This window comes from Enterococcus sp. DIV0210g, assembly GCF_050559705.1.
Taxonomy (GTDB): Bacteria; Bacillota; Bacilli; order Lactobacillales; family Enterococcaceae; genus Enterococcus_B; species Enterococcus_B faecalis_A.
Window position 1 is genome coordinate 2,249,327 of record NZ_CP187903.1, and the last position, 14,923, is coordinate 2,264,249.

Annotated in this window: 9 protein-coding genes and 1 pseudogene; 1 reads left to right on the plus strand and 9 read right to left on the minus strand. The window is 40.4% G+C overall.

Going from position 1 to position 14,923, the window contains the following annotated elements; all coding sequences use genetic code 11:
* Window positions 1-19: 19 nt before the first annotated feature.
* The 9 genes and pseudogenes from IGI64_RS10805 to IGI64_RS10845 all read right to left on the minus strand — a co-directional run bounded on the left by IGI64_RS10805 (window position 20) and on the right by IGI64_RS10845 (window position 13,453).
* On the minus strand, window positions 20-571 hold the full coding sequence (locus IGI64_RS10805) for a glycosyltransferase (RefSeq protein ID WP_429940779.1): 552 nt from the start codon (window positions 569-571) through the stop codon (window positions 20-22).
* Entirely contained in the window at window positions 526-6,645 is a 6,120-nt protein-coding gene (locus IGI64_RS10810; protein ID WP_429940538.1) for a KxYKxGKxW signal peptide domain-containing protein, read from the minus strand. Before IGI64_RS10810 ends, IGI64_RS10805 begins: the two co-directional genes overlap by 46 nt.
* 309 nt (window positions 6,646-6,954) lie before the next feature.
* The gene (gene dtd / locus IGI64_RS10815; protein ID WP_016625894.1) at window positions 6,955-7,401 is read right to left on the minus strand and encodes a D-aminoacyl-tRNA deacylase; all 447 of its coding nucleotides are present in this window, start codon (window positions 7,399-7,401) and stop codon (window positions 6,955-6,957) included.
* Between the two features lie 12 nt (window positions 7,402-7,413).
* Window positions 7,414-9,627, minus strand: a complete 2,214-nt coding sequence (locus IGI64_RS10820) for a RelA/SpoT family protein (RefSeq protein WP_429940539.1) — start codon at window positions 9,625-9,627, stop codon at window positions 7,414-7,416.
* A gap of 326 nt (window positions 9,628-9,953) precedes the next feature.
* On the minus strand, window positions 9,954-10,616 hold the full coding sequence (locus IGI64_RS10825; protein WP_429940540.1) for a deoxyribose-phosphate aldolase: 663 nt from the start codon (window positions 10,614-10,616) through the stop codon (window positions 9,954-9,956).
* 4 nt (window positions 10,617-10,620) lie between these two features.
* Entirely contained in the window at window positions 10,621-11,373 is a 753-nt protein-coding gene (locus IGI64_RS10830) for a 16S rRNA (uracil(1498)-N(3))-methyltransferase (RefSeq protein WP_429940541.1), read from the minus strand.
* On the minus strand, window positions 11,374-12,321 hold the full coding sequence (gene prmA / locus IGI64_RS10835) for a 50S ribosomal protein L11 methyltransferase (protein ID WP_429940542.1): 948 nt from the start codon (window positions 12,319-12,321) through the stop codon (window positions 11,374-11,376). It abuts the gene before it with no gap.
* A gap of 11 nt (window positions 12,322-12,332) precedes the next feature.
* Window positions 12,333-12,818, minus strand: a complete 486-nt coding sequence (locus tag IGI64_RS10840) for a DUF3013 family protein (protein WP_429940543.1) — start codon at window positions 12,816-12,818, stop codon at window positions 12,333-12,335.
* A pseudogene (locus IGI64_RS10845) lies at window positions 12,784-13,453 on the minus strand (DNA-3-methyladenine glycosylase). The gene IGI64_RS10840 and the pseudogene IGI64_RS10845 overlap by 35 nt, the downstream one beginning before the upstream one ends.
* Window positions 13,454-13,587: 134 nt before the next feature.
* Here IGI64_RS10845 and IGI64_RS10850 point away from each other — a divergent pair.
* The gene (locus IGI64_RS10850; protein ID WP_429940544.1) at window positions 13,588-14,877 is read left to right on the plus strand and encodes a replication-associated recombination protein A; all 1,290 of its coding nucleotides are present in this window, start codon (window positions 13,588-13,590) and stop codon (window positions 14,875-14,877) included.
* The last annotated feature ends 46 nt before the right edge of the window (window positions 14,878-14,923 follow it).

Below are 14,923 nucleotides of genomic sequence, written 5' to 3' on the forward strand. Positions count from 1 at the left end.
CTCTTCTCGGTATGGTTCTTTAATCTCTGAGAATCTCCTCCCAAGAATTTTTGATTTTATCTGCAGTGTATGCTTTTGAACGTTCATAAGAAACTTTCATACCTGATTCAATATCAAAGTGATTCTCTTTTTTTGTACCATCAGGCTCTATACCATAAAGAGATAAAATCGCATTTTTTAAAACTTCACTTTGTAAATGACCTTTTTCATAAGGAATCTTGATTGCATTCTTCCCATCAATCATAAATTCTGCATTTCCGTAATCAACGTCATATCCTACAAAAACTAAACCATTGCTAAGCGCTTCAAGTAAACTCAAGCCAAATCCTTCTGACAAAGAAGCAGATACATAAACACCGTGATTTCTGTAGATTTCTGTTAATTCGTGATGCCCCATTAGTTTAATATAGTCACTTGCATTGTTTTCTTTGATTAACTGAAGTAATGGATTACGGTGTTTTCCTTCTCCATAAATAGAAAAGGAAAGTTCAGGAATCAGTGGTTTTGCTTTGATGACCGCCTTGACTAAATCATCGACATGCTTCTCATCTGCAATGATTCGGACGTTGATTCACTATCAGATTCACTTAGAGATTCAGATGTTGATTCACTGTCTGACTCACTCAATGATTCGCTGGTTGATTCTGAATCAGATTCACTTAATGACTCAGATGTCGATTCGCTGTCGGATTCGCTTAAGGACTCTGATATTGATTCACTATCGGATTCGCTCAATGACTCTGATGTTGATTCACTGTCAGATTCACTCAATGATTCGCTGTCGGATTCACTTAGTGATTCGGACGTTGACTCGCTATCAGATTCACTTAAGGATTCGGATGTTGACTCACTATCGGATTCGCTCAATGATTCGCTGGTTGATTCTGAATCGGACTCACTTAATGACTCTGATGTCGATTCTGAATCGGATTCACTTAATGATTCGGACGTTGATTCGCTGTCTGACTCACTTAATGATTCTGATGTGGACTCGCTATCGGATTCGCTTAGAGATTCTGACGTTGATTCACTGTCGGATTCACTTAGAGATTCGGATGTCGATTCGCTATCGGATTCACTTAGAGATTCTGATGTGGATTCACTATCGGATTCACTCAATGATTCGCTGGTTGATTCTGAATCAGATTCACTTAATGACTCTGATGTTGACTCGCTATCGGATTCGCTTAGGGATTCGGATGTCGATTCGCTATCAGATTCACTCAATGATTCGCTGGTTGATTCTGAATCGGATTCACTTAGAGATTCGGATGTTGATTCGCTATCGGATTCGCTCAATGATTCAGATGTTGATTCTGAATCGGACTCGCTCAATGATTCGCTGGTTGATTCTGAATCGGACTCACTTAGAGATTCGGATGTTGATTCGCTATCGGATTCGCTCAATGATTCAGATGTTGATTCTGAATCGGACTCGCTCAATGATTCGCTGGTTGATTCTGAATCGGATTCACTTAGAGATTCGGATGTTGACTCGCTGTCGGACTCGCTTAAGGATTCGGATGTTGATTCACTATCTGATTCACACAATGATTCGCTGGTTGATTCTGAATCGGATTCACTTAGAGATTCGGATGTTGATTCGCTATCGGATTCGCTTAAGGACTCTGATATTGATTCACTATCGGATTCACTTAGAGATTCGGATGTGGATTCTGAATCGGATTCACTCAATGACTCTGATGTTGATTCACTATCGGACTCGCTTAATGATTCGGACGTTGATTCACTGTCGGATTCACTCAATGATTCGCTGGTTGATTCTGAATCGGATTCGCTTAATGATTCTGATGTTGATTCACTGTCTGATTCGCTTAGGGATTCAGATGTTGACTCACTATCAGATTCGCTCAATGATTCGCTTGTTGATTCACTATCAGATTCACTTAGAGATTCAGATGTTGATTCACTGTCTGATTCGCTTAGGGATTCAGATGTTGACTCACTATCAGATTCGCTCAATGATTCGCTTGTTGATTCACTATCAGATTCACTTAGAGATTCAGATGTTGATTCACTGTCTGACTCACTCAATGATTCGCTGGTTGATTCTGAATCAGATTCACTTAATGACTCAGATGTCGATTCGCTGTCGGATTCGCTTAAGGACTCTGATATTGATTCACTATCGGATTCGCTCAATGACTCTGATGTTGATTCACTGTCGGATTCACTCAATGATTCTGATGTGGATTCGCTGTCGGACTCACTCAATGACTCTGATGTTGATTCACTATCAGATTCACTTAGAGATTCGGATGTTGACTCGCTATCGGACTCGCTCAATGACTCTGATGTTGATTCGCTATCGGATTCACTTAATGATTCAGATGTTGATTCGCTGTCGGACTCACTTAATGATTCAGATGTTGATTCTGAATCTGATTCACTTAATGACTCTGATGTCGATTCTGAATCGGATTCACTTAATGATTCGGACGTTGATTCGCTATCGGACTCGCTCAATGATTCGGATGTGGATTCGCTATCGGATTCACTCAATGATTCTGATGTGGATTCTGAATCGGACTCGCTCAATGACTCTGATGTTGATTCACTGTCAGATTCACTCAATGATTCGCTGGTTGATTCTGAGTCAGACTCGCTCAATGATTCTGACGTTGATTCGCTATCAGACTCACTTAGAGATTCGGATGTTGACTCGCTATCGGATTCACTTAGAGATTCGGACGTTGATTCTGAATCAGATTCGCTCAATGACTCTGATGTTGACTCACTGTCTGACTCGCTTAGGGATTCTGACATTGATTCTGAATCGGATTCACTATCTGATTCACTCAATGATTCGCTAGTTGATTCGCTATCGGATTCACTCAATGACTCTGATGTGGATTCGCTATCGGATTCACTTAGAGATTCGGATGTTGATTCGCTATCGGATTCACTCAATGACTCAGATGTGGATTCGCTATCAGATTCACTTAGAGATTCGGATGTCGATTCGCTATCGGATTCACTTAATGACTCTGATGTCGATTCACTATCGGATTCGCTCAATGACTCTGATGTGGATTCACTGTCGGATTCGCTCAATGACTCGGATGTGGATTCGCTATCAGATTCACTTAGAGATTCGGATGTTGACTCGCTATCGGACTCACTCAATGATTCGGACGTTGATTCACTATCAGATTCACTTAAAGATTCAGATGTTGATTCGCTATCGGACTCACTTAGAGATTCTGATGTTGATTCTGAATCAGATTCGCTCAATGATTCAGATGTTGATTCTGAATCGGACTCACTTAATGATTCAGATGTTGATTCTGAATCTGATTCACTTAATGACTCTGATGTTGACTCGCTGTCGGACTCGCTTAAGGATTCGGATGTTGATTCACTCAATGATTCGCTGGTTGATTCTGAATCTGATTCACTTAAGGACTCTGATGTGGACTCGCTATCAGATTCACTTAAGGATTCTGATGTTGATTCACTATCGGATTCACTTAACGACTCAGATGTTGATTCTGAATCGGACTCGCTCAATGACTCTGATGTGGATTCGCTATCAGATTCACTTAGAGATTCGGATGTCGATTCGCTATCGGATTCACTTAAGGATTCTGATGTCGATTCACTATCGGATTCGCTCAATGACTCTGATGTGGATTCACTGTCGGATTCGCTTAATGACTCTGATGTGGATTCACTATCAGATTCACTTAGAGATTCGGATGTTGACTCGCTATCGGACTCGCTCAATGACTCTGATATTGATTCGCTATCGGATTCACTTAAGGATTCAGATGTTGATTCGCTGTCGGACTCACTTAATGATTCAGATGTTGATTCTGAATCTGATTCACTTAATGACTCTGATGTCGATTCTGAATCGGATTCACTTAATGATTCAGATGTTGATTCGCTGTCGGACTCACTTAATGATTCAGATGTTGATTCTGAATCTGATTCACTTAATGACTCTGATGTCGATTCTGAATCGGACTCGCTCAATGACTCAGATGTTGATTCACTGTCAGATTCACTCAATGATTCGCTGGTTGATTCTGAGTCAGACTCGCTCAATGATTCTGACGTTGATTCGCTATCAGACTCACTTAGAGATTCGGATGTTGACTCGCTATCGGATTCACTTAGAGATTCGGACGTTGATTCTGAATCAGATTCGCTCAATGACTCTGATGTTGACTCACTGTCTGACTCGCTTAGGGATTCTGACGTTGATTCTGAATCGGATTCACTATCTGATTCACTCAATGATTCGCTAGTTGATTCGCTATCGGATTCACTCAATGACTCTGATGTGGATTCGCTATCGGATTCACTTAACGACTCAGATGTTGATTCTGAATCGGACTCGCTCATTGACTCAGAATCGGATTCTGAATCTTCATGGCTATCTGATTCACTTGTAGATTCCGAATCAGATTCTGAATGTTCTTCATCCATTTGGTAGTGGACAACGAAATTTTGGCTGCTTTTATCAGAAGAACTGCCTGTATTGTCTGTATTGTCATATACAGGATTTGCTTCCATCGCTTCTGCTAGAGAATTGTATTCTTTTCCATCTGGCGCAGTGACAGTATAGTCATATCCGTCTCTTTGAAGATCCTCGTCGGTAACTGGTGCTGTTATTTGTTCACCAGTATTTCCTTCTGTTTCCCAGCTTTGATCGCCTGTTGGATCATTTTCAGTAGTAACAGACACTTCTTGATGGGTTGGATCATAGGCCACAGTTAGTTCTACGATGTCTTCAACTATTTTACCCGTAATTGGATCTGTATATGAAAGTGTTACTTCATATGTTCCAGGTGTATTGAAATCTACTTTAGAAAGATCGTATTGAACATTTGCAGCATCGCCAGCTGATCCATCTGAATTTACAAGTTGAGCTAGTAAAGAACTATTGTCAAATTGTTCACCAATATAAAAATTGCCATCTTGACCAACCAAAATCGGATCCAGTGCTTCAATCGTCAATGTGCTAGTAGCTGTGCGATCTTTCCCTGTTACTGGATCAGGATACGTATAAGTAATCGTATAAGTGCCAGGTTTATCTGTTGAAAATTGTTCTAATGGTGTGCCGTCGATCGAAATAGAAACTTTGCTCTTATCGCCAGTAGTTCCGTCACCGTTTACCACTTCATTGATAAGCTGATCTTCCATCAAAGCATCTTTTGCTTTGATTGTTAAATCATTGCCAGAAAGTTTGCCTTGGTCAGTTGCGTAGATATAGGTAACTACGAAATGCCCAGGTTCCACCATCTCTACTATGTGCTGTTCATTTAATTTTGTTACAAACTCAGCCAGATTAGTTATCCCAGCGTTATTCATAAGCTCTAAGAAAGTAACATTCTCATTTTTCTCAACTTGGTTATACGTTGAATCGCTTAAACTAATGTATTTACCAGGAATATCGATTGGTGCTGCAAAATCAAAGGTACCGTCTGCATCATCCGTAGTAAGCTCTTTTATCACTTCAGGTGAAAGTTCGTTCCCTGTTTCTTTATCGATAAATCTTGTAGTCACTGTCCAGATATCTTTTTCTTGAACTGTTACCACCACATCCGCAGAGATTTGCTGATTTGTCTTAGGATCTGTATAAGTAACTTTGATTGGATAGTCTCCAGCAACGCTTGTATCGACATTGCCTTCTACTTGAAGATTATTAAAATCTCCGGCTGAACCATCTGAATTCGTAATACTTTCAACGACTGAACCCTTATCGAAAACATCTCCAACTTCAAGTATGACATCTTTGGTCTTCATATCTAAAAGATTTTCACCAACGATGACTGTGGCTGTCGTTATTAAAACTTTTGCAAAAGTTTCATCATAATAAGACAATTCTGCTGTATAAGTTCCGGCTACACTTGTATCGATTTCAGCTAGATTATCCACAGTAACTTTTGACAAATCACCATCTGAACCATCAACAGTTTTCAGCGTTTTTACCAAAGATGGGATGTCAATCGCGCCATTTTCATCAATGTTTACTGTGTTCCCTTCGAATTGGGATAAATCTTCTTGGTAGACAAAGTTAAAAGTTGCAGATCCAGTTTCATTAGGATCTATAAACTCTCTAAATCCATCAACAATTTGATTGATAGGTGATTCATCTAACTCTGGATGTACCATCCATGAAAAGTCCGTTAAATACACTGGATCATTGTTTGTAATTATCCAAGCTGATTTACTTGGAACAATCGCATATCCTTCGATTTCTGGTGGGTAAGGAATTCCATTAGTCGTTGTCACAGGCGCAGAAAGTGGATTTCCTGAAGTATCTGCAAATGTTTCAGTAACTACTATTCCAGCAGCCGCAGCTTTCGTCGTATCGGTATTTTCTTTCGATGCGCTTGCAGTGTCTGTTGTAGCGGTTGCAGTATTTTCGGTCGTTGTTGTCGTTTGGGTCTCATCATCTGCTTGCGCTTCTGTGTCCCCTTTGTTTTGGACTACTGTTTGCTGCTCTGCTTGTACGGGGATCGTTTCAAGTAATCCTGTACTCAAAGATGCACCGATCAGAAGTGTACCGATTACATTACCAAGTACAACCCATTGCTTTTTCACTTTATGCATTCTGTATTTTTTTACAGGGTCTGCATGATAAAATCGTTTGTTCTTTTTATCAAATCTCATGGATCTTTCTTTCCTCCTCAATTTACGCATTGAGAGAAATATACTTTATTATAGAGAGGGAAATTGCACTGAAACCACTTTTTTTTCTTTTAATTTTTCTTTTTGTGAGAATTTTCGAGAATTTTACATAAAATAAAAAAAATCTTTTTTTTGATTAATCAAAAATACACAAAAAAACCATTACATTCTTTTAGTATCGCATATTCTTATAGCGATTAGTTTTTGTGAAAATAACAAAAATTGTTCTATTTTTATTCACAAAAAAACACAAGATACGCTCAGATTTGCGTATCTTGTGTTCGTTAAAATCTATTTATTTTTAGAATCGATAATGATTGTTACCGGGCCGTCATTTACAAGTGAAACAGCCATATCCGCGCCAAATTTTCCAGTTGCTACAGGAATTCCTTTGCTTTTCAGCGCTTCATTAAATGCTTCGTACAAAGGGATCGCTGTTTCAGGACGAGCGGCTTCAATAAAGCTTGGCCGATTGCCTTTTTTTGTATCAGCAAACAGAGTAAATTGGGAAACGCTAAGGATTTGCCCGCCAATATCTGAAATACTTAAGTTCATTTTTTCTTGTTCATCTTCAAAAATACGCATCAGCGCGATTTTTCGGACTAAATAATCAATATCTTCTTTGGTATCTGTTTCGTGGATTCCCAGCAGTACTAAAAGTCCTTGCCCGATTTTGCCGACTACTTGGTCGTTGATCGAGACACTTGCACTGCTGACACGCTGGATCACTGCTCGCATCGTTTTCCCTCCTTAGCCGTTCATTCGGCGAACGCTGTAAACATCTGGTACTGATTTGATTTTATCGACAATAGTTTTCAGATGACTTAGATTTTGGATACCGACAGTCAAATGGATCGTTGCCATTTTTTCTTTATTGGTTTTTGCTTCTACACTGTTCAGATTTTTAGTCATCGAATTAACAGTTTGCAAGACATCGTTCAATAGACCAGAACGATTATAACCGTAGATTTCCAAATCTGCATCGTATTCTTTTTTCGTGTTAGATGTATCTTCCCACTCTACTTCAATCAGCCGTTCTGCCACATTTGGTTTGTCTGGCTGAACATTTGGACAGTCTCTTCGGTGGATCGAGATTCCGCGTCCTTTTGTGATATACCCAATAATATCATCGCCTGGGACAGGATTACAGCATCTGCTGATTCGAATCAGCAGATTTTCTACACCTTGGATCACGACGCCGCCATCATGACGAATCTTCATTTTTTCTGGTTCTTTTTTCGGCTGGTTCATGATTTCTTCGGCTTCTTGTTTCTGCTGCTCGATTTTTTGCTCACGCCGTTCTTTTTCAGTCAGGCGGTTCGCCATCGTCCAAGGGCTGATTTCACCATAACCGATTGCTGCATACAAGTCTTCTTCACTTTGGAAGTTGAATCGCTCTACAGTTTCTTGGATTTTCTCTTTCGTCAAAATTTCTTTTGGCTGGAAGCCTAATTCTGTCAGACATTTTGTTACAGCATCTTGCCCTTTATCGACATTTTCTTCTCTGTCTTGTGCTTTGAAGAAACGTTTGATTTTGTTTTTCGCTCTGCTTGTCGCAACGATTTTCAACCAGTCTCTGCTTGGCCCGAATGAATTAGGCGAAGTCAAGATTTCGATAATATCGCCGTTTTTTAATTTGTAATCTAACTGAACCATTTTTCCGTTGATCTTAGCTCCAGTTGTCTTGTTCCCAATATCAGTGTGGATACTGTACGCAAAATCCAATGGTCCAGATCCTTTAGGTAACTCTGTGACATCGCCTTTTGGAGTAAAGACATAGACCTTATCGCTGAAAATATCCCCTTTGACACCTTCCATAAATTCAGAAGCATCATAACTCTCATCTTGGAGTTCTAAGATTTCATGGAACCAGCCAAGTTGTTTCGTGATACCGTCTGGCTCTACTTTGTCGCTTTTTCCTTCTTTATACGCCCAGTGTGCCGCTACCCCGAACTCAGCGATTTCGTGCATTTCCTGCGTTCTGATTTGAATTTCGACCGGATTTCCTTTGGGCCCGATAACTGTTGTATGCAAAGATTGATACATGTTGGCTTTCGGCATCGCGATATAATCTTTGAAACGGCCAGGCATTGGCTTCCATTTTGTGTGGATTGCTCCTAGTACTGCATAACAGTCTTTGATTGAGTCCACGATGACACGAATCGCCAATAAATCATAAATCTCATTGAATTGTTTTTTCTGGTCTTTCATTTTTCGATAAATCGAATAGATATGTTTTGGCCGTCCGTAGATTTCTGCATAGATTTCCAATTCTTCGGTTGCAGCACGGATTTCTTCAACCGTTGTATGGACATATTCTTCGCGTTCTTCGCGTTTTGTCTGCATCAAATGAACGATCCGATAATATTGCTTAGGATTTAGATAACGTAAAGCTGTATCTTCAAGTTCCCATTTGATACGGCTGATCCCCAAACGATGTGCAAGCGGTGCATAGATTTCTAATGTTTCTTGGGCAATTCTTCGTTGTTTGTCTTCACGTAAATGTTTCAGCGTACGCATGTTATGTAAGCGGTCGGCTAATTTAACCATGATTACTCGCAAATCTTGCGCCATTGCTAACAGCATTTTTCGGTGGTTTTCAGCTAACTGTTCTTCGTGAGATTTGTATTTGATTTTTCCTAGTTTTGTTACACCATCGACAAGCATTGCTACGTCAGGCCCAAACTCTTCTTTTAGTTCATCCAGAGTGACTTCCGTGTCTTCTACCACGTCATGCAGGAAACCTGTTGCTACTGTGTGCGGGTCCATTCTCAAGTCTGCTAAGATTCCAGCTACTTGGATCGGATGGATGATATACGGTTCTCCTGATTTTCTAAATTGGCCTTCATGTGCCTTGGTTGCATACTCACATGCTTTTTTTACAAAAGCAACATGTTCAGGGCTCATATACTGACTGACAAGGCTGATGACGCCTGGTCCTGTCAAGATTTCTTCTTTCGACATAGCAGCAGCCCTCCTCTCGTTATAAATAAAACAAGAAGCTGTGACAATGCTCGAACATTCTGCTGCACAGCTTCTTAAAATAGGTAAACAGTGTTCTTAAAAAGATCTTGATTTGAAAACAATGTTTCTGCAGAACATGTTGTTCACGACCTCTTTTAAACGGTGCTCTCAACATTGCTTCGGCGGAATTAAGCCTAGAAAACCCAAAATATGAAAAGCTATTTTTGATTTTCTTTTCTTAATTCTTGAAGCAGAACATGTTGTTCACGACCTCTTTTCATTAATTGTTCTTATTATACAAATTGTTCTTTGATTTTTCAATTCTCTTATTTACTTGTTTGTTCCAAGTGATCTATTGCCTCAAGGTTCGCGATTCCTACTTGTGCTGCCCCTTTTTGAAATAGTTCCTCCAGCTGCTCTGATGTGCATTCTTCCACATTTATGGTCAGCTGTAATTGTTGTTCTGTTTCTGTATCATATCTGAATAAAGCCAGGGTATGCAAGGCTTTTTCGAAAGCAAGACTGCTCCCTAGAGAAAGCTTCTGCCATCCGAATGTCCGAATTACTTGTTCCATTTCAATCAGCGTCAACTCTTTGTAGTGCGCTGTATCTAAAGCAAAAATGATTTCTCCTCTGCCGACAGCTAGTGGTCTCAACAGCTGCTCCAGCTCTGCTAAATGTTCTTGGCGGGTCAAAATATCTGAACTATTTATACTTACTTCTAAAAAATCCGCGCCTTCTTGGAAAAGCTGTGCTGCTTCAAATACTTTCTTTTCCAAGGTACCTGTACCTAATGGAAAATCAACCACACTTCCCACAAGAATCTGCTTATTGTTTCCTAACAAATTTTTTGTTCGCGTAACAGCAGAAGGCAAAACAAGGATTTTTTTAATAGTGGATTCTTTCAATTTTTCAATGCTTTTTTTCAACTGAGCATCCTCAAATGCCGGTTCAAGCAAACGAACTTGGATGTCTTCGCTTCTCTTCATTTTTTCACCCCATCAGTTCCCATTGATAACTTGCAGCGCTCAACAAATATAATGGCGCTGTTTCGGTTCTTAAAATGCGCGGCCCTAATCCGCAAAGTGTACCGCCAGCTTCTGTCAGCTTAGTGATTTCTTCTGGTGCAAGTCCGCCTTCTGGTCCAAAAACAGCTAGGATTCTGGAACCAGGTAAACTTTTTTGCAGACTTTGAGCCAGAGCTGCTGTTTCTCCTTGCTTCGCTGATTCTTCGTAAGCAATCAGTACTAGGTCATACTCTTTTAGTTTATGATAAAAAGAAGAAATGTTGTCCAGCAATTCTACTTGGGGCGCAAGTTGACGATGCGCTTGTTCCGCTGCTTCTTGCGCGATTTTATTTAACCGCTGTTCTCTTTTAGCTCGTTTTTTTGCATCCCATTTGACGACAGAAGTCTTAGCAGGAAACCCAATAAATCCATATGCACCTAGTTCTGTTCCTTTTTGCACGATCCAGTCCAATTTGTCGCCTTTTGGATAACCGCTTGCTATCGTGATTTTGCTAGGTAATTCTTTTTCGGACTGTTCTTTCTCGATTTCTTTCAAATGAACTTCTTGATCTGTGATCTCAGTGATTTCCGCAATGATTGCTTGCTGATCGCTGAAAGCAAGATACACCCGCTGTTCTGGTTCCATCCGCATCACGCGGACGATATGGTGATAGTTTTCGCCAGAAAGAACGAATTGTTCCTTTGGTTGATATTCTTCGGTTAAAAAATAACGCTGCATTTATTCCACCTCAGGCTTTTTCAACATGATGGCATACCAGTCTTTTTTCTGGAAGATTTGATCCACGACAAATCCTTGTTCTTCCATCGCATCAATGACCATTTGTTTTTTGTCTTCGATAATACCGGAAACGATCAATGTTCCTGTTTGTTTCAGCAAACGCCAAGCATCAGGGATCATCAACAAGATAATATCGGCCAAAATATTTGCCACAATGATATCTGCTTCGATTTCTACACCATTCAATAAATCATTTGCGGAAACATGCACATCTGAAGCCACTTCATTCATGTTCATGTTTTCTTTAGCTGAACGTACCGCTACTTCATCTAAATCGTAGGCGTGTACTTCTTTTGCGCCAAGATGTTTAGATGCAATACTTAACACACCTGAACCAGTTCCTACATCCAAGACTGTTTCTCCGCCGCGCAAAACAGTTTCTAACGCTTGGAGTGTCAAGGAAGTCGTTGGATGGGTTCCTGTCCCGAAAGCCATCCCTGGATCTAAGGTAATGATTTTTTCCATTGGATCTTCTGTTTCATATTTTTCCCAGCTTGGTACAACTGTCAGCATTCTGGTGATTCTTACAGGATGATAATATTTTTTCCATGCTGTTGCCCAGTTGCTTTCTTCTACTTCGCTGACTGTGACTTCATTTTTCCCAATAGCCAAGCCAAATTCAGGCAATTGTGTGATCCGTGCTTTCAATGTCGGCAAAATCTCCGGCAGAAAAATCGTTTCGGGAAAATAAGCTGTGACATAAGCTCCTTCTGTCAAAAAAGTAAAATCTTCTTTGTCTAATAATTCGCCGTACGCATCGCCTTTATAATTCTCGATGTCTAACGCATCTTCAATGGCTACACCGCTTGCACCAGCTTCCATCAAAATGTTGGCCACTGCTTCTACTGCTTCACTCGTCGTCTCGACTTTTACTTCATTCCACTTCATTTCATTCACTCCTAATAAGCTGGATATGGCAAATATTCAGTTGCTTGCTGTTGGTATTTTTCAGTCAATTGTTCCAACTTTTGCGCATCCCAATGTAATTCAAAAACAGCTTCTTCATTTGTTTCATCTAAAAAGTCCAAAAGATCACTTTGTCCTTCATCCAAAACTTCTTGCAAATAATCCACGATGCCGTTGATTTTTGCTTTTGGCAGACCTTTTTTCCCTTCATAAGAAATTACGGCTAAATATTCTTCTGCATCAATCACAGATTTTTTTGGGTCATAAAGCAAGATACCATCTTCAAATTCGATGATTTCTTCTTCAGAAATAATTCCTTCTGCATCATCGATTTCTAAATTTGCGTTATTTTCGGCAAATAAACGGACAATGATCTCAATCGTGTGATTTTTAGTATCCCAATCCAGTGCAATGTCGTAATTATTGATTTTCTTTTCGATTTGTTCATCTAAATAAGCTAATAGATTCATCTTTTTCATTTGTCATTCCTCCAGCCCCAATCTTCTTTGTCGATCAGGCGTTGTTTTTGTAATGAGATATAGGGATTTCCTGCAACCACGAAACGAAGCGGTTTTTCTGTCCAGATTCCTTTATTTGGAATACCGATCCTTGGCAAAGCTTCGATTTTTTTTGGATATTTACGTTTTTCAAACACAAAATGCAATTTGCTGTCTAAATATGATTCTCCATATAGTTCTGAAGTGACTCCTAGCGCAGCGACTAACTTTCCTGGTCCATTACTGATGTCCGGTCCGATTTTTCCGCCGCGATTTTGACTCATCAATTCGATATTTTCAGCAGGTTCCAAGCCGCGAAGCATCACCGCCTGCGGAATACCTTTTTCTTGTGTAACGACATTCAAGATCCAGTGTGTGTGCATCGTATATAAATAGATTGTCCCAGCTGGCTCATACATCGCGCGTACACGAGGCGTCTGCCTTAACCCATAACTGTGAGCTGCTTCATCTTCTGGTCCTAAATAAGCTTCTGCATCCACGATATAACCAGAAAGTTTTCCCATCGGTGTTTCGTGCTCCAGATACATGCCCAGCAGATCGCGGGCGATTTCTGGCGTTGTTTTATTAAAGAAAAATTCTTCAAAGAGTTCTTTCATTTTCCTCACCCACTTTATCATACACAATAATGCTTTGATATGCTATGAAAACTAAGCAGAGCAACGCGTCTCTTTCATTGTGCTGTTAGTGATATGGTATAATAAAGGGATAAAAAACAAAAGGAGGCGCTCTTATGCAGCAACCTTTAGCTTATCGTATGCGGCCTCGCACAATCGATGAAGTCGTAGGGCAAACACATTTAGTAGGAGAAGGAAAAATCATCCGTCGAATGGTTGATGCCCGCATGCTTTCGTCAATGATCTTATATGGTCCGCCTGGCACTGGAAAAACGAGTATCGCCAGCGCAATTGCCGGTTCGACAAAATATGCTTTCCGTATGCTGAATGCCGCTACAGACACGAAAAAAGATTTGCAGATCGTTGCAGAAGAAGCCAAGATGAGTGGTACGGTAATCCTTCTATTAGATGAAGTCCATCGATTAGATAAAACAAAACAAGATTTCCTGCTGCCCCATCTGGAAAGCGGAAAAATCATCATGATTGGTGCCACCACCGAAAATCCTTATATTACGATCAATCCTGCGATACGCAGCCGAACACAGATTTTTGAAGTGAAACCTCTTGATGAAGAAGATATCAAAAAAGCAGTTCAAACAGCTTTGACAGATAAAGAACGTGGACTAGGCGACATGCCGATCCTTTTAGACGATAACGCATTGCTGCATCTTTCTCGTGCAACAAACGGCGACTTGCGCAGCGCATTGAATGGATTGGAACTAGCCGCACGTTCGACAAAAGAAGACAAAGAAGGAAAAATCCATCTTACTCTCTCGATCATTGAAGAATGTATCCAGAAAAAAGCACTGACCCATGATAAAAACGGCGATGCACATTACGATGTTATTTCTGCTTTTCAAAAATCGATCCGCGGCAGTGACGTTGATGCTGCTCTCCATTATTTAGGCCGTTTAGTCGAAGCAGGGGATTTAGCCAGTATCTGCCGACGACTGATGGTGATCGGTTATGAAGATATTGGACTTGCGAATCCTGCTGCTGCCGCGCGCACAGTCAATGCTGTTTTAGCCGCTGAACGCTTAGGACTTCCTGAAGCGCGTATCCCGCTAGCTGATACAGTGGTCGATTTATGTCTCTCCCCCAAATCAAATTCTGCTTACAGCGCGTTAGACGAAGCAATTGCAGATATTCGCGAAGGAAAAAGCGGAGATGTCCCAGATCACTTAAAAGACAGCCATTACCAAGGAGCAAAATCGCTCAATCGCGGCATCGGCTATCAATATCCGCATAATTTCGAACAAGCGTGGGTCAATCAGCAATATTTACCTGAAAAATTGAAAAATGCCCATTATTATCAGCCAAAACAGACTGGGAAATATGAACAAGCGCTAGCTCAGCAATACCAGCGCATCCAAGAATGGAAAAAAGAATCAAATAAAAAGTCATAGAATTTTTAATCTAGCCGCCCGCTATATACTGATAATCTTTTCGGGA